Genomic DNA, 22782 nt, shown 5'->3' with positions numbered 1-22782 from the left:
TTTTTTCCGCGAAAATCCGTGAAATCCGTGGCGTCCGTGTCTGAAAGAAACAATCTCTTACCCTACGAGAGTGGAAGGAGGCGCGAGGCGATCGTTTGAACCGCTTGCAATCTTCTCAAAGGACGCACATCACGGGTGGAGGTCATCACGGCTTGAAAATCCGATTCCACTTGTTTCATATCGAACCATTCGGAGAGTTGATCCCAGGCTTCGAACAGGGGCCACACCGATTTTTTCCCATGAGCCTGCAAAGGCTCGAAGTCGACGCACAGCGATGTTTTTTCCAGCCCTTTCATGAACGGCTTCCTCAATGGAGCAGGAATCTTGTTGACGATTTTCTTTCGGAGGAAATACCTGCCGGTCATGATATACGGCTCGGAGCCGTACGTGCCGGGAATGGTGGCAAGTTTTCCGTAATAGCGGCGAAAGACATCTCCCAACAGCCTGCGATCATCCAGCACAGCCATCGGCAGGGAAAAACAAAACCGCGCGTAGGTTCGATCCAGGAACGGCGTTGCCACGCCTCTCCAATAATCCTTCAAGGTGGACAGAAAATTGATAAACGTCCTTTGCCTGCTCCACAACTCAAGGTACATTAATTTTTGGTAATTAGCGCCGGGGTAGGAATCGATCTCCTTGCGAAGGTTTGCGGCATTTTCCTCGAGCGCGTCGTTCATGGGACGCTTCATGGTCGAGCGAAGCAGGGACGGGTCCCAATCGGAATACCATTCGTGGTTTACTTGATACCGTTTGGTCGTTTGAAAGCGAACGGAATCGTTGATGGCATCGCCCGACAAAACATCGCCGATGAAGCCGGTGATCGTGGGCGCTGGGGGTTCTGCTTGAATTTCATCCAGAAAAGACATCAAGTACATGCCCTGGAAGTGCATGGCGGTTCCAAACATATCGAACCAGCGCCGTGTGTACTTCATGAGATAATCTTTCGGCAGGTCGATGTGCTTCCAGGGGAAGCCAAGCGCTTTGGCAATTTCGCGGGAATAGATCACATCGGTGTTGTCTGATGATCCCCAGGCGTACGACCGCACCTCCACACCCACATCAGCCGCTACGCCGGCGATGAGGCGGGAATCCAGACCGGCCGACAACGGCATCGCCCAGCGCGGGTGTTGTTTCAATATTTCCGCGATCGCTTTCTGGGATAGGACGTGCATCTCATCGACGAGATCATCCCAGAGCGAATTCCAACGTTCCTGGCTGGGTTGCACCGACCAAAGCCGCGATGCGCGATAGCCGCGTTCGTTCCAGGTTGTCATACTATCGGGCGGGATCGATTTCACATTTTTGTACAGCGTCCAGTCAGAGATGAAATGACCATTGAGCAGGAGCGAAGCCAGACCCGGGAGGAAGAAGTCGTCGGGGGTGAGGTTGGCTGAGGCAACTGTAACAGGCTCCAATGTGGAAGCGATGCGGCTGTGGGGTGATTCCATGTGGTAGACCGGCATGCTTCCCAGCCAGTCGTTCCAGATCGTCCATGAATCGCCATCCGCGTTGACACGCAGGAGGAGTACGCGCCCTTCCCATGGCGGGATAAAATCTTCATCGCGCTCCACTTTCAGAAGTTTTTCCTGCACAGCGCCCCAGGAGACCGAATGATGCGGGGAGCCGATCAGCGCGAGTGTCGATCCGTCGGGCATGGTGTGCGCGCAGTTGGAGATTGTGTCGCGTCCCCAGATATGTAATGTTGTTTCGCCGATCTCGAGCGAGCTTCTTTCAAGATGAGGGAAATAGGATAAGGCGCGGTCTTCGGCTTCGAATGCTCTTGTTAAGTTATTGGGGGGCAGCCCTCGACTGATAGTAAACCCTAGAATTTGGCTCATATGTTTCTCCGTGGAAAGTGTCCCGCGCTGTGGATGGCGTTGAGATTCCTGCCCGGGGTGAACGTGGTTCAGGAACGATTTCCGATGCCGAACATCGATTTAATGAACAATGAAAGCGCGCCGCGATCGGCGAGGTATTTCGGTCTTTTGCGGAAAGCGCTCAACAGCAGGCTGGGAACTTGTTTCGTTTCGCCATTCCGATATTTCTGTTCCGCGCTTTGCGCAAGGAAGTTTGCGGCCAGCCAATGGGCTCCGCGGCTTCCCAGATGTTTTTCAAGTTGGGGGGAAAGAGAATCGAGCCGGGTTAAGACCGCTTCGCCGCTGTCGCTCATGGCATACCCCATCAGTTCGTGTGTTGCCTGCAAGACAAAGGCTTTATCGGGTTGAAACCCTATTTCATCGCCGAGGGAAAAATATTTTTCAGCATCGCCAGCCCGGTCCCAGAGTAATGCGCGGATGCCTCGAACGTAATTGCCGCGGGCAACCGCCCACAGATAATTTCCAAGCGCGCCTGGCATTTCGGCGGGTAATTGTTTGAAGATGGATTCCAATAGCGTTTCGTAGTCGTGACTTTCGTCGTCGACGCAATATCCCATCAGAAACGTTGTATACAGCGACGGAACGCCATAAAACAAACCGGGAGCGCTTTGAGAAATATCCCAAAGGAATTTGCGCCCTACTGCGGTTTCACCCTGGGTAAACGCGACATTTGCCCACATGGCGCGTATGGCGGAATTTCCGAGGGGGCGCATGTTCGAAACCTCCGGCGGACAGCGAGGGTCTGAGAAGATGGCTTCCTGACAGGCAAGTTCATCTTCGCACTTTTTCTCCACTGCGCCGAACCGCCGCCCCGCTTGATAATTTCGGGAGTGTAGGACCCGGTCGATACGGGAGAATTTACACCCCGCCATAAAGAGCTTGCCGCAAACAATGATTTCCCTGCCGCGCATGGCGACTTGCGGATACCAAATTTCCTCGATCAGCGCCCATTTCCTGCGAACCACCCATGAACTGGGCGGAAGGTAAAAGCCCAGAGCGAGTTCTCCCAGCGATATATTTTGGGGAGGTATGGCAACCGTGCGAATTGAATTGGATGAATGCACGCGTTCGTAATATGGGTTGTAGGAAAAGCCCACCTCGGGGTTTTCTGCGAGGAAGTTGACGTGCGCTTCCAGTTTTTCGGGGTGAAAGGTGTCATCCTGGTCGAGAAAAGCGACAATCTCTCCGGCTGAGTGGGTGATACCGGTCCATCTTGCCGTGGAGGCGCCCTGGTTCTCTTCATGGCGGATGTATTTCACCCGCGTATCGGAAAATTGTTGAACGACTTCGCCAGTCGTATCGGGAGATTTGTCGTCGACGACGATCAATTCAAAATTGGTGTAGGTTTGGTCCACCACGCTTTGAATTGCCGCCGCGATAGAGTCTGCCCCGTTATAGGCGGGGATGATCACGCTGACCAGCGGATGATTTTTCATGGCATCCATTAGACTATATCCATTAGACTATATCTGCAAATTGGTATTCCACACGTTTGAAAAACCACACGCCAGCGATAAAGATCAACGCGGAAATGCCCGCCGCCGACCACAAATATTCGCCGGGCATGCGGCTATAGACCAGCACGTCGCGGTACGATGCGATGATTCCCGCCATGGGGTTGAGGAAGTAGAGCCATTTCCATTGTTCGGGAACAAGCGATAACGGATATAAAATGGGAGACGCATAGAACCAGACTTGAATCACCAGTTTGAGGAGGGGGTCCACGTCGCGGTAGAACACGTTGAGGGCGGCGGAGCCAATTCCCAGTCCGAGAATGAGCGCCATTTGAATCAGCAGGATGAGCGGCAGAAAAAGCAATCCCTGCGGAGAGAACGGGATCCGATAGATCAGCATCAGGATAACCAGCAGGATAAATGAAATCAAAAAATCCACCAGGCGGGCAAGAAGCGCGGCGATCGGCAATGCCTCCCGTGGAAAGTAGATCTTCCCCACCAGGTTCATGTTATGCACGAGCGAGGCGGCCATATCGGTCAACGAGGAGGCAAGCAGCGTCCAGGGGATCACGGCTGAATACGAAAAGAGAATATAGGGTATCCCGCCTGTATCGACCGGGACGATGCGCGTGAAGACAACGGCAAAGATGGCAACCGTTGCCACAGGTTGCACGATCGCCCAGAGCCAACCGAGGGCAGATTGTTGGTATCGCCCGCGTAAGGTTCGGACGGTCCACGCCCAGACCAGGTCGCGCATTTTATACAGGTTATTCCTCTGATTTAGCATCGATGCCTCAAACGGTTGAACCGGCGGCGACCCGATCGGTTTGGGAAACCCGCTTCTGTCCCCAAGTGCGGTTGGGTTCAAAGACTGCCCCGTGCGCCTCGTGCCCCTGGATGGAATTACGAACCTCGAACCATTCTGAAACACCAAAAGCGATGCCATCCGAATCGTCTGAATTCATGATCCACGTTTCGGCATAATACATACTGCCGAACAATTGCGACGGGTCTAGCTTAAGGAAGTATTCCCCCTCGCCTTTTTCGATGGACATAGGGAATTGATCGAGATGAGTGCGGATGTTGCAACACAAGAGTCCATCGGAACGGTGGATCAATATAATGGCGTTCGCTTTTCCAAAATCTTTGTACGCCGTGTATTGTACGCGGATCACCACGGGCTGATTGGTGCGCGCTTCACGAATGATGTTTCCATCAACATCGAGCACGTCCACATGGGTAACTTCAATGCCCGCGTTGGCTTCATCCATGCCTTTGTCGAGTCCGCTCATTTTTTCGATACGTCTTTTCTCAAGCACGCGATTGTACATGTCGATGATTTCGGCGCTTGTGCCGGAGGCTTGCAATTGCCCGCGCTCGATATATAACGCGCGCTCGCAAAGCGCCCTAACCAAACCCATGTCATGCGAAACAAAAATGAGGCTTGTTCCATTATTCAGCAACGCTTTGATGCGCTCGATGCATTTCTGGCGGAAGGAGGCATCGCCCACTGCCAGCACTTCATCCACCAGGAGGATCTGGGGTTCGATGCACGAAGCGACCGCAAACCCGAGACGTACTGCCATGCCGGACGAATATCGTTTTACCGGCGTGTCGATGAACTCTTCGATCTCCGAGAAGGCGACGATCTCATCGTATTTTTTGTGGATCTCCTGATACGTCAGCCCCAGGATGGCGCCGTTGAGGTAGATGTTTTCACGCCCAGTCAAGTCAGGATGAAACCCAGCGCCCAATTCGATCAATGCCGAGAGTTGACCGTTCACCTCCACCGTTCCGGTGGTTGGATTCGTGATCTTTGCCAGCAATTTCAAGATGGTCGATTTCCCGGCGCCGTTCGGGCCGACGAGGGCAAGCGACTGTCCCTTTTCCATGGCAAAACTCACATCTTGTAAAGCCCAATGGATTTTCTTGTCCGTTGCGCCTCCCTGCCGCCCCATGGCAGACTTGACCCACTGCGAAAGGATCGACGGGAGGCTGGCGCGCGTTAGACCGAGGTTGTATCGCTTTGACACATTGGCAAATCGAATCACGGGTGTCATCGAAGCGCCTCGTAAAATACTGTTTCAATTGTTGTGGAGGAAACCATACCCATTATTAAGGACGACCTTTTTGATATTTGTTGAAAAACACAAGTAGTACGATCAATATGACAATGACGGGGATTACCCCCGACGCAATTGCCGCGGCGGGACTGCTGTTCGTTCCCAAAATTGGACCATCAAGCACCCCTTTAGGAATTGGAGTACGCGTCGGAGTGGGGATACCCAAAAAGGAATCAGCGATCGCTGTCGCAGTTTCGACCGGAGTCGGGTAGGCGACCGAGGGCAATCTCATTTCTTCATCCAAGGTCTTGTAGGTGTACCAAATTCCATGCGGAGGTCCGCCGGGATCGACCCTCCATACAGCGAAAAGAATATTCCCTTGAACCACAACCGAGCGCACATCGTGCGCCGGGTAATCTGTGATAAACCGTTCGGGGCTCGACCAGAGACCGTCTTTAAATTCACTATGCCAGATACCGCCAATCACCCGTTCCTCGCCATTCTCGATCACTTGAATACGTTGAATGAATAAAGCGTGAGGAATATTGTCGCTGTCCAGCGCCATTGTATTTTCACCGCTCCTGCCTTGATGCCGGTTGAAGGGGATAAATGGGGGCGTCCAGGTATCGCCGTTATCGTTCGATACGCTCACCACCTGCATGGGGCGCCCCTGCTCCACAGGACCGTTCGGAAATGGGTTGCCGCTGTTGTACAACACAACGACCTGCTTGCCAGTATCCACCAACGAAGGATACGAAGGACCAAAGGAACCCACGCCGGCATCTGCTCTTTGGTTCAAGGTGGTCGGTTGGCTCCAACGATGTTCGCTCAGGTTATATCTCGCGTAGTGAAGAGAAACATCCGCGCCTAAATTGGTCACCACATTCCAAACCGCATGGATCGTTTTGTTCTGCCCGGGAAATATCCGCAAACTGAATGGGGTATTGCGCGAGTCGCGGGTTAAGAAAAGCGTTTCCGGGTCGGACCAGGTTGAACCTGAATCGGTGGAGTATACAGAATACACGCCTCCACCGGCAATGTTTCCCGAATAGATCACCGCCAGGTTCCCTTCATCGTCCCCCGAGATCGCGGCGTAACTTGGCTCAATGGCTTGCGTGCCAATGATCGTAGGCGTAGACCACGCCCGGGCAGAAGCGGCTTTTTCAACCCTTGCTTGAGAATAAAAAATATACTTACTGGTTCTCTCACCGCTGTAAAACAATAGATGGAACATGCCTGTTGAGTCCAGATACACGCCCTGAATCACCGCATCGCTGTCCATGGGCGAGAGCAAAATATCGACCGGGGTGGTCCAGCCTTCCTCCAGGCTCCATTTTCGATATACGACCCCGTTCCGAAACCCGGACCCGGTCCATTGAGTTGCGAACGCGTGGACATAATGATCCCGGTCGGCAACGATGAAGGGTGTATAAGTCTCATCGGCGTATCCGGGCACCCTTTCATTCGGCTTCCACGGGGATTCGGTCTTCGCCTCCACCTGAGCGGGAGTTTGCAAGCCTAACGATAGCACAATCAAAAACCCTACCAGCCCGCCAAGCCGCCTGATGGGTAGCGATACAACTTGTTTTGTGACCTTCATATGTATCAGCCCCGCTTTCGGCGGATAAAAACAAAACCTAACAGGACAACAATCACGAGAAGTACCGAGCCGATGATGTTCCTCATGGAGTTATCGGAAAAGACGGAAGATTCCTCCCCAAAGTCGAACGGGATCGTTGTGGAGACCGGCTCCACTCCGGAGCCCGGGGTTGCGTCGCCTTGATTTGGCGTTTTCCCGTTCGCCAAGACCGCAACCTGTGAAAGATCCTCAAATTGATTCGTCACCGCGCGATTGATGGCAAGCACTTCATTCTTGTGTTCGTTCTTCAGGTTCGTATACTCCACCTGCGCAAGCGCGCTTAGTTCGCCGGCGCCGGTCAACCCGCCGGCGAGAGAGTAAGTGAGTTCATCTCCTTGAATAGCGATCTGTTGCGTAAATGTGGAACTCCAGCCGCTCCCATCCCACTCCCAATCTTCCACAACCAAGTTTGATTCTTTGAGGAAAGTGGGGCTGTCTTCTTCAACGATACGCAGAAGGTGTAAATCCCCGTTATTTTGCGCCAGAGCCACCGGGGTTATATTACCGGCAACGCCAGTGATCTCCATTGGCGCAGACCATGTGGCGCCGCCATCCGTTGAAATTTGATCAAAATTAGAGACCACCTCGTCGTTATCTTCCTGCCAGAGCCGGTGAACCACCCGATCGCCATACGAAATAGTATCGAGCCAGATAATCGGCTTTTCGCTAACCAATTCCGGTTCGCTCCATGTGCTGCCGCCATCCATGGATTGAACATATTTCAATTGATTCTCGGTTTTCGATTGGTTTGAATTCACGAAAATCAGATGCAACGTTCCGTCACTGCTCAGGCTGATCCGGGGTTTTTGAGTGATATCCCAGCCGCTCGTCACGCCATCCACGACCTTCACCGGAGCAGACCACGTATCCCCTCGATCCGTTGATTTCACGAGGTAGACGCCCCGTTCTTCATTGAAGGGAACCGCGTATACAACAAGAACCGTGCCGGTCCCGTCTACCAGAATATCGGGTGAGTTATTAATAGTGGACGGCGAGGGCAAGCTTTTGGGGTCGACCCAATCGGTTGTATATCCGGCGCGACTCGCGTCGACCACCGAATAAATTACCGAGCCTGTATCCTCATTGACCCAGGTCACAAATAGATTTCCCTCCTGGCTGATCGCCATGGAGATATCGATCGGTCTGCCATTCAAGCCCCACAACAACCCGCGCGTCGCCGCCCAACTTACACCATCCCAACGGGCATAGGAAAGAGAATGTTTTACCCCGCCGGGTCCTGGGAGCGTGCTTTCGGACCAGATCGTGTGCAACAGCTTCCCATCGGAAACCTGCGCTAGAGAGCCTACTTTCGCCTCGGTTTCATCAAGCAATGGAAAAGGAAAACTCCACGATTCGGTAGAACCAAACCATTGATCCAACGGCTCGAGGGAACGCGAGGTGACCCAGCTATCTCCGCCGTTGCCGAGGTCGCAACCGATCAGATACAGTTTGTCTTTATACAAGGCGTCGTCTTCGCAACGGAACACAATGGGATCGTAGGTCAATGGGTTCGAAAACAACGCGATCTCTCGCTGGAACTGCAGACTGCCCCAACGCCCATCCTTCCAAGCCATAATGGCGGGGTCGTTCCCATCATAGCGGATCAACGTCATGTAGAAGTTATCGCGCTTGATAATGAATTCGACGCTGGTGGGGCATTGCGACAGCGTATCCAACATCAACCGCGGGTTGGTCCAGGTGCCGCCGGCGTCTGAAGAAGTCTGGCTATAGTACACACACTGGCTTGCCCCCGCTTCACCGACCTGATAGAGCAAGACCACATTCTTTTTGTTGACGCCCATTTCGACATTCAAGGGGATGCCATACCCGCCCGTGTCTTCCGGCCCTTTGAGTTGCGCCGCCTCTGTAAACTTAAAACCGCCATCCTCCGAAACAGACGTGAAGATGCGCTTCAACGTGCGCACATCCCAGCCGACGAGCACCGTAGGCTCATCCACATCGTCCGAAGCCGACACGCGAACATGCGCATCGCCGATCTTGATCGACGGTTGATTTTCCACTATGACCGATTCGAAGTACTTGGAGACAAACAATGTAATCGTCTTCTCCCACACTCCGCCGTTTTGCGACCTACGGTAATACACGCCCGCCTTTTCATCTTTGCGAATGAACGCAAGGTGGAAAACACCCGCATCGGTAATATCCACATCATAGTTCAACACATCGTCACCGACGCGTTCTTTGCTTGCCCAAGAGGTGGGCACAGGTAATGTATCCGAGTTCGCCCGCCCCATCATCAAGTTCCCTTCAGGGCTGACCCAAAAAATATTGAGCGCCCCATCCGGGCTGGGGATGATCTTGAATGGTTTGTCGTCTTTTTCCGAAAACGGAAACGTGGAGGTACGCGGAGCCGACCAAGTTGCGCCGCCGTCATTACTGCGCGAATAACGGAACCCGCCGCCGATAGGTCGCCAAATTGCGTGAACGATCCCATCATTGCCAATCACGATCACAGGCTTGTCCGTAGAGCCCGAATTCGAAATGTTGACCGGGTCGGACCAATCGCGCGACGATTGCGCCTCGCCCACCGTCACACTGCCGAATAATTGCGCAACGAGCGCAAAGATGAAGAACGTGAGAAAAAAGGAATTCCTGGTTTTCATAATCATGCGTTTCCAAATCAAGGTTGAATTTGAGACTGGTCCAAGTCGGCGGCAAGCGCCGATGCGTTGTTCGAAAACTCCGTATAGCCCTGCGCCTGCCACCACCGAACGTACTCCGAAAGTTCCTTCCCGGCCTCCGGCATCGAATGCAGCAAGGTCTTTGAACTTTCCAGATCCCCAAGCCACGCATAGCAATACCCAAGAGATTTCGTGATGCCGCGATGGGCAGGATCAAGCAAATGAGCGTTTGAAAGATATCCGCAAGCCGAGGGGATATCCCTGCGGAGGAGGGCGATCAAGCCGAGGCGGTGATTGGCTGTCCGATTGGCTGAGTCAGCCGCAAGGGAGGCATGAAGCGAGGCTTCAGCATCCTGTAAGGTATCCGCAAGAGCGGGTCCAGCCCACTCGTTCGTGGGAAAACCGGCGAGTTCCACGCGAGCCATTTGCGCCGCGCCGATGTTCGCATACCAAAGCGAGCGAAAGGTCTTCCAGTACACTGCCCCAAGAACAAGGAGCAGAACAGCTATGGAGCCGAGGACAATTATATCTGCCCGGTCAAATTGTTTTGGAAGAAGATTGAGCGGTTTCGCTTCGAGCCCGCGAACTGCCAGCCCGGGCAAGAACAAACCCAGCATGGCGCCCATGGTATTGTACAAATAATCATCCACCAAGCCATGCGCGAACGCGATGACCAGCGCGGCGAGAAGCAGGCGATCGAACAATGGATGGCGAGAACTATCTTCCCCCACAGAGTTCGAGGCGATCAACCAAAGACTCGCCAAAAAAAGGATCAGGAAGGCGACCCCGCCAAACATTCCCTGTTCGATAAAGACATCAAGAAAAGTGTTGTGCGCGTTGGGCAGGTAATAATTTGGGATTCCAAGAATATATTGCGAATAGAGACCGGGGAATGCGCCCAAGCCCCCGCCGGTAAAAGGGAAATCTGAAACGAGGCGCAGGCTTCTCCAGAACAATTCGGCGCGCGCCCCGGTGCCGTATGAGTCGTTGCCGCTGACGCTTCCGCCAATGGATGTTGGTCCGACATAGAGCAGGAGAATCAGCGCCGCCAGAACGATCAAGACGAAGACGGGAAAGACCGCTTCACTTCTCCATTTCAATTTGATTCTCGTCGTGAGAAGGATTCGCCCCGCGAACCAGATTCCGCCCGCGCTTGCCACCGCCATCCACACCCCGCGCGAGGTGGCTAAAAAAATCACGAGGGCTTGAAGAAGCAATCCGAAAATCACCCAGGCAAACGCGCCTCGACCCAAGCCTTGCCATGCCAGGTAAATGCCAAACGGCATCATGATCGCAACGAGCCCTGCCGCGTAATTGGGGTGTATCTGCGCCCAGCCGGTGGAAGGTCTCGCTTGCATGAATACCTTTCCCACCTCATTGGCGATTTGTAATTTGCGCGGATCGGCAATAAAATCCTGCGTGAGCAGAAAATAAAGCGCCACGCCAACGCCCACGCAAAAAAATAGCGCGGCTACCCAAACGAGATTCTCGCCCGGTTGAGCGCTCAACGCATAATATAGCAGAGCCGACAGAACGATCAGTTGAAGTTTTTGCAACCCAGTGGACGGGTCGTACGCCGCCCAATAACCGGCAACTGCCGTCAGCACATAGACCGCTACGAACAGATCAAAGCGGGTTCTGCGAAACGGAGCCAAGCCCGCAAAGACACGGGCGCCCCATGGAATTAGCGAGGCGGCGATGGCATACATCCCCAGATCGGGGCGAATACCAACCGCCGCCCCACTCAAAAGCACAAGACACAAATCGAACAACGCAAACCTGGGGCCTCCCACCGATTCGCGCGTTAATGCCCGGGTCATTGACGAATTGAATCTTCGCCTAGCCCGCGCCACCCACTGGCGCGCCCTCATCGGAAGACGCCCAGAAGATGTGTTGCAAACCGACATTGAGGGCGGTTTTCATCGTTGACCAATCGTACATCAACATTTTTAAATATGTGAGAGCCGGACCCGGACGGAACGCCCATTCGCGGAAGGCGCGTTTTTGCCAGTACAACAACTTTTCTGCCGGCATGTTCGGGTAATCGAGCACAGTGCCTTTGTCCATATCCACTTGTTCCCAGCGTGTTCCGGGGCGGAACCATTTATTTTTCACCACTTCAAAGAAGAAGGGCGTGCCGGGATAGGGCGCGGCAACGTGGAAGAGGGCAATATCGAGCGGAAGTTTCTTCGAGAAGTTGATCGTGTCGCGGATGGTCGCTTCGGTTTCGCCGGGCAAGCCGATGATGAAGTAGCCCCAGTTCATGATGCCGGCTTTCTTCGCCCAACGCAGGGCGCGTTCTGCCTTGTCAGGATAGGCGCCTTTGCGGGCATGCTTGAGGATCTGTTCGTTGCCGCTCTCGATGCCCCATGAGATCAGCCGGCAACCCGCCTTGCCCATGAGCATGAGCATTTCCTCATCCACGTAATCGACGCGGCTGTTGCACGTCCATTTGATGCCGATCTTTTCGTCGATCATCATCTGGCATAGTTCCACCACTTGATCGCGGCTGACCGTGAACAAGTCGGCGTACATATGGATGTTGTTGATGCCGAGTTTCTTGAGATACCATAACTCTTCCATGATCAATTTGGGCGAGCGCAGGCGCGTGGCATATTGATAGCTGACGTGCTTGATGCAGTAGGTGCATCCCGCGGGACAACCGCGGCTGGTGACAATAAACGTGAAGGGACCCTTGATAAGCGGCATGCGATAGGATTGCAATGGCAGAAGTTCATGCATGGGAATGGGCATATCGTCGAGCTCTGCCACGAACGGACGCGGGAAGTTGAGGATGACCTCTTCGCCTTTACGCCAGGCAATACCCTTGATGCCGTGCATGTTTACAGTCCCGTCTCCGTTGAGGGATGGGCGGTACGTTGCGTCGTGCTTGGTGAACATCTGCGTGATCTGCGGGGAGCGCTCGCCGATCTTGCCTTCAAGGTGGTCGAGAAGGTCGCGGATGGTCAGGTCTGGTTCGCCCACGAGGGCGAAATCAAGGCTGGGATACGGGCGCATCGTTTCCACCGGGATGGGCGTGATGTGCGTGCCGAAGGCGATGGTCTTCGCCCCCCGCGCGTGAGCGAGGAAACAACCGTAAATGTCATTTTCGAGGGTCGGCGCAGTCATTTGCGTCAAATAATATTTTGGCTGGTATTTGTCGAGCAGTTGGGTAAATTCATGCCAGCCCATACGCTCGGCGTTGCAATCCACCACTTTGACCGTGTATATGGGATGCAACAACGCCGCCATTTGCGCCAGTGAGACCTGGGGCCATACCATGTTCTCGCGCGTGCGGCGACCGACGCGATGCTGGGTGCGAATCCACAACCCTCCGTCGGGGGTGGGAGGATTCACCAGCATGATATCCACAGCCTCAGGGGAGCGTGAAGCGGCAAGCAGTCCCTCGTGCACGATCGCGTCGGCGTTCGGAAAATCCGCATTGCGTAGCTTCGGAATGTTACGCGCCCCCAGGTTGATTGTTTTTATATCCAGGTTTTTGTTTTCCATTTTATTGACTCCTTCTGCCAAACCTACATACCCATATCCTGCTTTGTGAGTGATTCGCGCTGGCTGAGTTCTTCGAGGATTCTCAAGAGCATCCAGTACACCACAAGTTGGATTCCAACGAGGAAGATCATTGCGCTTCCCAATAAATAAAACCACAAGCGTTCGATCGCCCACCCTTGTAAACCGAGCGCAAGACTAATCGCCCCAAGGGCAAACCCTGCCAGAATTCCCAATAAACCCATCCATCCAAATTGTTGGTCGAGAGGCGTTTTGAAAATGGGTTTCCCAAATAACCCTTGCTTAATCGGTTTTTTGTAGAACAACGCCACGAGATAGTTGAACGTGATGCCCAGGGCAAAAACGTTGATGCCGGCTACCGTCGAGATCATGCCCAAAAACAAGGCGGCGACGCTGGCAGAATCGAGGGTAGTGACTCCGCGCGCGCGCAAGTAAACCAGCCACAACGAGACGAGCCCGGCAACGCCCAAACTTCCCAGCCCGATCAACCCAAGGATGCGAACCGGGTTGTAAGACATGGCAGTCCACACCATGCTTTGCAAGAAGATGCGCCCGTCGCGGATGGCGCTGAGTTTCGACCGCCCTACGCGCTCGCTATACGGAATGGGCACTTCTTCGATCTTGATGCCTTCATGCAGGGCGCGCGTGCTCATCACGGGCGTGAGGTTCAATCCATCGGGTAACGGATAAATGTGCTCGAGGATTTCGCGCCTGAAGACGCGCATCCCGCTGGCGCTGTCGGTCACCTTTTGTCGACCAAGAATGGTCAACAGGGTGGCAAAGAAGAAATTACCGATGCGCCTCACGAGCGGCATTTCGCTTTTTTCTCCCGCCATACGAGAGCCGATCACCAACTCGGCGCCGCGCAATGCCGATTGGCAAAGCTTGGGAAAGTATTCCGGCGGGTAGGTGCCATCGGCATCGAGAAAGCCGATCAATTCCCCTTTTGCCTGGGCGAAGCCGGTCTTCAACGCCGCGCCGTATCCTTTATTTTTGGGGTGGCGAACCAGCGTAACACCCTTGATGTTCGATGCGACCTCTGCCGTCTTGTCCCGTGAGCCGTCATCCACCACCAACAGTTCCATTTCTTCCACGCCCGCTTTTTTCAGGTCGGGCGCCACCGCCAGCACGCGGGTCGCAATTTCTGTAATGCCATCCTCCTCGTTATAGGCGGGGATGACTACCGATAATATCGTCATGTATTTTTCCTCTCACTCATAAATGATAGATCGTTCGATCTGCTTTGATCGTTTTACCGTCGATCTCGCGCAGTGTTTTTGCCGGCACGCCCCCAACCACTGTGTGCGGGGGAACATCCTGCGTGACCACCGCCCCGGCGGCGACCACCGCCCCCTTGCCCACGCGCACCCCATCCGTGATGATGGAGCCAGCGCCCAGCCAAACGTCGTCTTCGATCACGATTCCCTCCGCCGTGATGCCCTGCTCCACAAATGGACGGTTCGGATCGTCGAAGATGTGGTTGACCGAGATGATCTGGGTGAACGGTGAAGTGTACACCCGGTCGCCGATCGTCACGCCGCCCTGCCCTCGAATGATGGAATATTCGCCCACGAGACTATCGCGCCCGATCCTGATCCCGGAATTCGGCATCCCGCGAAAGTTATAGACGTGTAGGATCGCGCCGTGCATCACAATGCTCCGTTCGCCGATCTCGATCCCGTTCGGGCAGGCATGGAGGTAGACGCCATGATCGAGGTAGGAACCATTCCCAAGTTTGATATGATCCGCAAACCGAAGACGGACATTGTTCTCAATGGCGGCAAAACCGTCCATCCGCACGATCAGCTTGTACAAAACGCTTCGTATGGCGATCCCAACAATGGTCGGAATCCAACCGAGCAAAACAATAAAGAACTGCTCGTAGAAATAACGAACGATCGACGATGCCTGCCGGCTGAGATATAAACGAATATTGGCTATCATAAGGGTTGGCGCTTGGCGCGCTCCGCCATCTCGACATGGATCGAGTTCATCATGGGACTATGTCCGATTCCAGACTCACAGGTAGTATATAATAAATACATGTACCCGGCAGTGTTTCTGGATCGTGATGGCGTGCTCATCGAAAACCGCGAGGATTATGTTCGCGAATGGTCCCAGGTTTTCGTCTACCCCAAGACGTATTTATCCCTGTTAAGAATACAGGCGGCCGGTTACAAAATCGTGGTCGTGACCAACCAATCTGCAGTCGGGCGGGGTCTACTCTCCATTCAAACCGCGGAAGCCATTAACGACAAACTCATCGAAACCATCCGGGAGAACGGCTCACATGTCGACCGTGTCTACATGTGTCCGCATCAACCGGACGAAGGATGCGACTGTCGTAAGCCAAAACCGGGGATGATTCTGCGCGCGGTTCGCGAACTGGACCTGGACTTGAGTCGCTCGTGGATGATCGGCGACGCCTGGAGCGACTTGCTCGCCGGTCAATCGGCGGGCGCGCGAGGCTTGATCATGGTAAAAACCGGGCGCGGCTTCGATCAGTCTCGCACCTCGAAACCTGAAAGCCTGCAAGGTTATTCACTCGTCGATGATCTTGAAAAAGCGGTAGATACTCTACTCATCGATCAAGGTCGCAACGACTAGACCTTCGCCAGCGATTCAGCGACCGCGATATCTTTGATCGCCTTGACGATCATATGCTCGAGCATCAGGTGGATATCCTCAACGTGCTCGATCACATAACTATCCACATGGACTTGAATATCCACAAGCGAGGCAAGTTTTCCGCCGGTAAAACCCGTAAAGCCGACCGTAACAGCGTTGTATACTTTTGCCGCTTCCATTGCCTTCACCACATTGGCAGAATTACCGCTGGCAGAGATCGCGATCACCACATCTTCGGCTTCCACCAGGTTGGCAAGCTGGGCGGCGAACACATTATCGTAGCCCTCATCGTTGGCATACGCGGAAAAAATTGCCATGTTATCCGTCAAGCCGATCACGCGGAAGTGCGGCAGGCTGTCGTGCCGCGTATTCTTTGCCAGGTCGCAGACAAAATGAGTGGCGGTCGAGGCGGAGCCTCCATTACCCATGATGAAGACCTTTCTCCCCTCCAACCGCGCGTTTTGCAACGTCGCCACCACGCGAGTGATCGACTCTACCGGTAGTTTCCCCACCGTGTCTTGCAACACAGAAATATATGAAGTGATCTGTTCCATGGAAAATACCTTCCTCATCTTCGATAATTAAAGATGACCTTTGTGCCGTCTGGTTCGAGTTGAAACGGAAGTTCCTGCAAACCGTTCAATGCCTGGCGAATGGCTTGATGTTTTTCATGCGGCGCGCACAGCAGGATGAACCCCCCGCCTCCCGCCCCAGTGATTTTGCCTCCGATCGCCCCAGCCCGGCGCGCCGCGTCGTACATTTCGTCGATCGCGCCGTTGCTAATCTGCCCCGCCATACGCTTTTTCAACTCCCACGACTGATGCAACAGCGAACCGAACGCGTCGAATTGCCCCGCCTGCAAATCGGATTTCGCCTGATACGCCATATCCCTGATTTCTCGCAGAACGTTCATGCGGTCTTTGATGTTGCTCTTCTGTTCGGTGAGCACCGAATCCGCTTTGCGGCTGATCCCCGTGAAAAAAAGCAGAAAGCGGTCGTTCAGTTCGCGCCGCAAGTCTGCGTCGAGGATGACTTTCTGCACCTTCACCTGCCCATCCGGGCAAAACTCAAAAAAACGGAGGTTGCCATACGCCGCGATATATTGGTCCTGGATTCCGATCGGTTTGCCGAGCCTGCCAATCTCGATATCACAGGCTTCGCGCGCCAGTTGCTCCATGGTGACAATATTGCCTAAATAGGTATGCAGCGCATGCACGGCGCCAACCGTAACCGTGCTCGAGGAGCCAAGCCCGGAACCCTCGGAAGGGATATCGCCCATGGTGGTCACTTCGATGCCCTGCGAGACGCCGGTCAGGAGCAACGCCTCGCGGATCATCTCGTGATGGATCTGGCTGACATCGTCCACCATTTCAGTTTGGGTATAACCAATGCGAAGTTTGCGGTCGAAGCGTTTTTTGACCGTGACAAAAATATATTTATCGATCGCGGAACTTAAAACACACCCGCCCTCCTCCATGAAGAAAGACGGGAAGTCGGTGCCTCCGCCGAAAAAACTGATTCGTAATGGCGTTTGGACAATGATCAAACCGGTTGCTCCGCAACTTTAAAGTATTCGACCGTTTTGCGCATGCCTTCGTCGAGTCCTATGGTCGCGCTCCAGCCAAGATCGCGCCCGGCTTTTGAGGCGTTCAGGTAAATGTGCCGCGTCTCGCCCAGCTTGGCAGGTCCGTGTTTCACCGGTAATGTGTAATCGGTCGCTTCTTTCACCGCCGCGTAAATTTGGTTGACGGAGGTGGGGATCCCCCACCCGATGTTATAGATGCCGGGTTGGTGATCAACCGTAACGGCGAGGAGATTCGCGCGGGCGCAGTCTGTCACGTAGACGAAATCGCGGCTCTGTTCCCCATCGCCATTGATCGTCACCGGTTCCCCGGCGAGCATCTTGCCGGTGAAGATGGCAACCACCCCGGCTTCGCCATGCGGGTCTTGCCGCGGACCGAACACATTCGGGTAGCGCAATACCGTATAGTTCAAACCGTAGTTAACGTGATACATAAAGAGGTAATGCTCCACGGTGTGTTTGCTGGCGCCATACTGGCAAATCGGGTTGATCGCGTCGGTCTCTTCACAGGGAACGCGCTCTGGCTCGCCGTAGACCGCGCCGCCCGTGGAAATATAGACGAAACGTTTGACGCCAAATTCCTTCGCGCATTCAATCAGGTTGATCGAGCCGAGGATGTTGACGTCGGCATCGAACAGCGGTTGCGCCACCGAACGGCGCACATCCATTTGCGCCGCATGATGGCTGATGAAATCGGGGCGTTCCGCCGCGAACAGGTCGCGCACCTTCGGGTCGCGGATATCCATTTTGTAGAATTTCGCGGCTGGGTTCAAATTTGATTCACGCCCCGTGGAGAGATCGTCAAGAATAACAACCTCGAATCCATTTTCAAGGAACACGTCAACGACGTGAGACCCAATGAAGCCAGCCCCTCCCGTAACAAGTATTTTTGCCATGCAATCAATCCTTTGGTGGTTTTAGTATGCGCCGCGACTTCTCAAAACCGCGGGGATGGTTTGGAAGAGCAACTGCAGATCGAGCCAGATGCTCCAATTGCGGATGTAATACATATCCAAGCGAACGCGCTCATCGTAGGAAATATCTGAGCGCCCGCTCACCTGCCATAAGCCGGTGATGCCGGGCTTCACCGTCAACAAGTTCATATCGAACTGCTTATACATCGCCACTTCTTCCGGCGAGATCATGCGCGGTCCCACCAGCGACATGCTCCCCATCAACACATTGAACAACTGGGGCAATTCGTCGAAACTGATCTTGCGGAGGTAAGCGCCGATCCAGGTCACGCGCGGGTCATTCTTCAATTTATGATTGCGCGCCAGTTCTTCTTTTAGTTCCGGGTGACGATCCAGAATTTCATCGCCGTTCACATGCATGGTGCGGAATTTCAAAGCGTAGAATTTGCGACCATTTAACCCCATGACCCGGCGTTTGTGAATGACGGGTCCTCTCGGCGAGGTAATCTTTACCAGGAGCGCAATCAACAAAAAGACAGGGGTCAAGAGAATCACGCTGATGATCGCCAGCACATAGTCGAGGATCGTTTTTAGCATGATGTCTGTTCCGGTCAACCGCACTTTATGCACGTTGACAAGCGGAACATAAGCAAACTCGTTGACCGTCATGCCGGTCGTAATGACTTCATATAGCCCGGACGACATGCGAAGATTTACCGTATCGGAAATCCCATACTTTTTGAAAATTTCCATCAGGTAATCTCGCGTAGAGAACGCGCTGGATGCCAGAATCACTTCGCCGATCTGAAATTGTTCAATGATCTCACCCAACTGATCCACAGAACCGAGGTTTACAAGATTATTGAAGAGCGGCGTAGTGGCGGCAAACTTTTTGTCCACAAAACCGACCACATGCAAGCCGGAAGTTTCCCACTTTTGCAATTGCTCGGCGAGCCATCTCCCTTCCTGGTTGGCGCCGACGATCACGGCGGGTGTCAGGAAGAAACCGTGTCGGCGCAGGAAGTAGACCACCCGTCGCAGGGTAAATCGCCCAATGATGACAAAAATAACCGTAAGGACCCACGCCATCGCCAGCCACCCGCGTGAAACGATCACCCAGGAAAATGTGAAGCCGGCAATGATAATAAATAAAACCCCTTCCGATGAAGCGCGGAACACCTTTGAATATTCGCGCGTGCCCCCGAGAAGGTTCTCGCGGGCATATAGACCGTGTGCCGCAAAAATCACAAGCCATAATATGGCGGCGCGAATGCTTAATTGGTTGTAATGCGGCAATGACACGAACGCGGTTTCATCAAAAATTCCAAAGGGGACGTTAAAGCGGAGAACATACGAAAACCGGAAGGCAAGCAGGATCATCGCCAAATCCAGCAGAACCAGAGCGGCGCGAAAGAGCGCCCACTGGGTATGCCTGGGTATGACCGAGTTTGCTTTCCCGATTTTCTTCCCCAGCGACATGATGTGCATTTTCTCCATATTCGGTCCTGCGGTTACCATTCTGTCTGCTCCTCGAATTCATTAGCCAGATGAACTGTTGCAAAATGAGCCATACCGCTCGGGCTATTTCCATGTTTAGGTTTGGTGGTTTCGCTGTTGCATGACGATACGTTTTCCAAAAAGTTACTTTGGATTTACTCGTCCTACTCCCCCAAAGCGGTGATGGTTGGATTCTGCCTAGCTCCGCTTCACGCGACTGATTTGACTGCTCCCCAACTCTACAGAGACTTGCCTCTTCTGCAAAAAATTCAAAAGCACTCGAACGCGTTCCTGACCGGAGACTGTTCCGTCGAAAATGGCTTCGTATCCCGCGAACAAACCTTCTTTGATAAGGATCGCGTCGCCGGGTTTTAGATCGCTTAGCCGCGTGTTACTGGATGAGTTAATCTCTGCTACTCGCTTTTGCAGGGTGGAAATCAACGGTTCGGGGACGGGAGAAGGCTCCCCGCCGAAACTGACGAGGTTGGCGGCGCCAGGCATCCACTGAAGAGTCGAAGCGTTGACAATGTCCAAATCGACCTGAATGAATAAGTATCCGGGAAAATACGGCTTGAATTTCCTCGAACGCGGGTTGACAGGCGAAACGCGCAGGCGCGGGTAAAAGACCGGCACATCAGCCGCTTCGAACTGTCGGGCAAGGAAATCTTCTTTGTTGGGTTTGCTTCGAATCGCGTACCAGAATGCTGTCACGTGCGCCTCAAAGGGTTGGTTAAAATTGTTACATATACGCAATGTTCGCGTCTTATATTTGTGCTTTTCGCGAAACCTTGCCCATTATAATAGGGTTAATTTTCCAATCTCAATTGTTTATCCCATACAAGGAATCAATTCAATGAAGCGACCAAATAAATTAGCGGGATTTTTTACAACACTAGCGATTTTGCTTTTGTCCTTGTTTTCAACTCCAAAATCTGCGGGAGCGTCTTGCGCCCCAAACCATATTATCTATGTGGCTTCCAGCGGTTCAGGCGCGGGGGGATGTACCTGGGCGACTGCCTTTCCATTCTTACAAGATGCGATCACGCTGGCAACCAGCGGCGACCAGATCTGGGTGGCAAGCGGAACGTACTACCCGGATGAAGGAGTGGGGCAGATCAATAATGATCGCAACAGCACATTTACCCTGAAAGACGGCGTTTCGGTTTACGGCGGTTTCACTGTTGGCGATACCTTGTTGGCTGATCGAGATTCGAATCCGGCAACAAATGGCACCGTGCTCAGCGGCGATATCGATCAGGTTGCTGGTAATGCAAACAATGCGTACACGGTGGTCACTACCAATGGTTTTCTCACCGATACCTACGTATTGGATGGGTTCACCATCACCGGCGGTAACCAAAATTCAGGGAGCGGGGTCGGCGGCGGCATGTATATCCAAAATACCAGTCCCACGCTTGCGAATCTGATCATCACAGCCAACAATGCGAACGGACGCGGCGGCGGCGTATTTCTTATTTCTGTTTCAGCCGTGGAAGCCAATTACAGCAATGCATCGTTCACAGATGTGACCGTCAGCAACAACACAGCCGGTATTGGCGGCGGCATGTATGTGCAAAATGGAAGCCCTGCCTTCACACGAGTGACCTTTACGGGGAATTCTTCGACGGGCGGCGCGGGCGGCGGTTTGAATGTTCAGACCCTGGGCGGTCCCGGCGTGGACGAGCCAAACCTCCCGACATTGTTGGATGTGGTCTTCGCGAACAACACCTCGGTCGGGGGCGGAGGCATGTTCAACAATAACAGCCAGTCCACATTAAACCGCGTGACCTTCAGCGGAAATACCGCCACACGGCGTGGCGGTGGCATGTTGAATGAGTTTTCCAGCCCTACGTTAACCAACGTGACTTTCAGCGGGAACACATCGACTGAAGCATCCGGCGCCACCCCTTGGGGCGGAGGCGGCATGATGAACATTGGCGCAGACCCGGTATTGAACAACGTTACTTTCAATGGGAATAACAGCGTCAACGGCTCCGGTACGGCGGGTGGCGATGCCATCAAAAACGTAACCTTGACCGGTAATGCCAGCACGCCGGTGATTGAAAATAGTATTTTATGGGGTGACGGCGGGATCAACGATGAAGTGCGCAGTGAAGGCACAAGTTCCGCCACGATCGAAGACAGCATCGTGCAAGGCGGTTGCCCGGCATTGGCAACATGCGCGAATGTCATTAATTCAGACCCGGTGTTGAGCGCGTTGGCAAACAACGGCGGGTATACGCAGACCATGGCGATCAGCGTCACCGGCGCCGCGGACGATGCGGCAGATACAACTACAGCAGACTGCGCCGCTACCGATCAACGCGGGACGGCGCGTCCGCAAGGCGTGGCATGCGATATCGGAGCCTATGAGATCGATGATACTGGGACGCCCACGTTGATCTCTTTCACTCGATTTAATCCAGCGACATCGCCCACAAATGCGGATACTTTGGTTTTCAGTGCAACCTTTAGCGAGACCGTGATCAATGTGAGCGTCGGCGATTTCGCCGTGAACGGGACAACCACCGCGACCGTCACTCTCGTCACACCCATTAGCGGAAGTGTGTACGATGTCACCGTCTCGGGCGGCGACCTGGCGGGATTCAATGGAGTTGTCGGGCTTGATCTTGCTGGCGGGCAAGACATTACCGATTCTGTTGGCAATGCACTCCCCGCCGGCGAACCTGCCACCGATGAAACCTACACACTGGATAATTCTGCGCCGGCATTGACCGCGTTTACCCGTCAAACACCCGCCACCAGCCCAACCAATGCCAATACGCTCGTGTTCCGCGCTACTTTCAACGAAACCGTTGTCAATGTGAGCGTCGGCGATTTCGCCGTGAACGGGACAACCACCGCAACCGTCACTCTCGTCACACCCATTAGCGGAAGTGTGTACGATGTCACCGTCTCCGGCGGCGACCTGGCAGGATTCAATGGAGTTGTCGGGCT

Annotated in this window: 17 protein-coding genes; 2 read left to right on the top strand and 15 right to left on the bottom strand. The window is 53.8% G+C overall.

The features are described from left to right. Positions 1-62: 62 nt before the first annotated feature. The 10 genes from AC16KF_RS00525 to AC16KF_RS00480 form a co-directional block, all read right to left on the bottom strand. Positions 63-1838, bottom strand: coding sequence for an asparagine synthase-related protein (locus AC16KF_RS00525; RefSeq protein WP_484035323.1), 1776 nt, complete (start codon positions 1836-1838; stop codon positions 63-65). Positions 1839-1906: 68 nt separating this feature from the next. After that, entirely contained in the window at positions 1907-3322 is a 1416-nt protein-coding gene (locus tag AC16KF_RS00520; protein ID WP_484035322.1) for a glycosyltransferase family 2 protein, read from the bottom strand. Positions 3323-3335: 13 nt separating this feature from the next. Continuing rightward, positions 3336-4088, bottom strand: a complete 753-nt coding sequence (locus AC16KF_RS00515; protein WP_484035321.1) for an ABC transporter permease — start codon at positions 4086-4088, stop codon at positions 3336-3338. Positions 4089-4125: 37 nt separating this feature from the next. Next, positions 4126-5391 (bottom strand): ABC transporter ATP-binding protein, encoded by a 1266-nt coding sequence (locus AC16KF_RS00510; RefSeq protein WP_484035320.1) that lies wholly within the window; start codon positions 5389-5391, stop codon positions 4126-4128. A 55-nt stretch (positions 5392-5446) separates the two neighbouring features. Next, complete coding sequence (locus tag AC16KF_RS00505) at positions 5447-6994, bottom strand: sialidase family protein (RefSeq protein WP_484035319.1); 1548 nt, start codon at positions 6992-6994, stop codon at positions 5447-5449. Positions 6995-6999: 5 nt separating this feature from the next. After that, on the bottom strand, positions 7000-9657 hold the full coding sequence (locus tag AC16KF_RS00500; protein ID WP_484035318.1) for an exo-alpha-sialidase: 2658 nt from the start codon (positions 9655-9657) through the stop codon (positions 7000-7002). Between the two features lie 17 nt (positions 9658-9674). Further along, positions 9675-11495: an O-antigen ligase family protein gene (locus AC16KF_RS00495; RefSeq protein ID WP_484035317.1), complete on the bottom strand. Its 1821-nt coding sequence runs from the start codon at positions 11493-11495 to the stop codon at positions 9675-9677. A 19-nt stretch (positions 11496-11514) separates the two neighbouring features. Further along, positions 11515-13185 (bottom strand): B12-binding domain-containing radical SAM protein, encoded by a 1671-nt coding sequence (locus AC16KF_RS00490; protein ID WP_484035316.1) that lies wholly within the window; start codon positions 13183-13185, stop codon positions 11515-11517. A gap of 23 nt (positions 13186-13208) precedes the next feature. Beyond that, positions 13209-14402, bottom strand: coding sequence for a glycosyltransferase family 2 protein (locus tag AC16KF_RS00485; protein WP_484035315.1), 1194 nt, complete (start codon positions 14400-14402; stop codon positions 13209-13211). A gap of 16 nt (positions 14403-14418) precedes the next feature. Continuing rightward, on the bottom strand, positions 14419-15147 hold the full coding sequence (locus AC16KF_RS00480) for an acyltransferase (protein ID WP_484035314.1): 729 nt from the start codon (positions 15145-15147) through the stop codon (positions 14419-14421). A 99-nt stretch (positions 15148-15246) separates the two neighbouring features. Between AC16KF_RS00480 and AC16KF_RS00475 the strand changes: the two genes are divergently transcribed. Next, a complete protein-coding gene (locus AC16KF_RS00475; protein WP_484035313.1) occupies positions 15247-15810 on the top strand; it encodes a D-glycero-alpha-D-manno-heptose-1,7-bisphosphate 7-phosphatase in 564 nt (187 codons plus the stop codon). Here AC16KF_RS00475 and AC16KF_RS00470 read toward each other — a convergent pair. The 5 genes from AC16KF_RS00470 to nusG form a co-directional block, all read right to left on the bottom strand. Further along, on the bottom strand, positions 15807-16385 hold the full coding sequence (locus AC16KF_RS00470) for a D-sedoheptulose-7-phosphate isomerase (protein ID WP_484035312.1): 579 nt from the start codon (positions 16383-16385) through the stop codon (positions 15807-15809). The two genes, AC16KF_RS00475 and AC16KF_RS00470, sit on opposite strands and share 4 nt — an antisense overlap. Positions 16386-16399: 14 nt before the next feature. Further along, positions 16400-17377 (bottom strand): GHMP family kinase ATP-binding protein, encoded by a 978-nt coding sequence (locus tag AC16KF_RS00465; protein ID WP_484035311.1) that lies wholly within the window; start codon positions 17375-17377, stop codon positions 16400-16402. Further along, positions 17374-18309 (bottom strand): NAD-dependent epimerase/dehydratase family protein, encoded by a 936-nt coding sequence (locus tag AC16KF_RS00460; RefSeq protein ID WP_484035310.1) that lies wholly within the window; start codon positions 18307-18309, stop codon positions 17374-17376. The genes AC16KF_RS00465 and AC16KF_RS00460 overlap by 4 nt, the downstream gene beginning before the upstream one ends. Before the next feature lie 21 nt (positions 18310-18330). Then, the gene (locus tag AC16KF_RS00455) at positions 18331-19845 is read right to left on the bottom strand and encodes a sugar transferase (protein ID WP_484035309.1); all 1515 of its coding nucleotides are present in this window, start codon (positions 19843-19845) and stop codon (positions 18331-18333) included. Positions 19846-20022: 177 nt separating this feature from the next. Next, the gene (nusG, locus tag AC16KF_RS00450; RefSeq protein ID WP_484035308.1) at positions 20023-20535 is read right to left on the bottom strand and encodes a transcription termination/antitermination protein NusG; all 513 of its coding nucleotides are present in this window, start codon (positions 20533-20535) and stop codon (positions 20023-20025) included. 142 nt (positions 20536-20677) lie between these two features. Here nusG and AC16KF_RS00445 point away from each other — a divergent pair. After that, on the top strand, positions 20678-22782 hold a 2105-nt coding region (locus AC16KF_RS00445), incomplete at its 3' end, for a choice-of-anchor Q domain-containing protein (RefSeq protein WP_484035307.1).

It is taken from the genome of Candidatus Defluviilinea gracilis (assembly GCF_057138825.1).
This window is presented reverse-complemented; position numbering and strand designations above follow the sequence as displayed.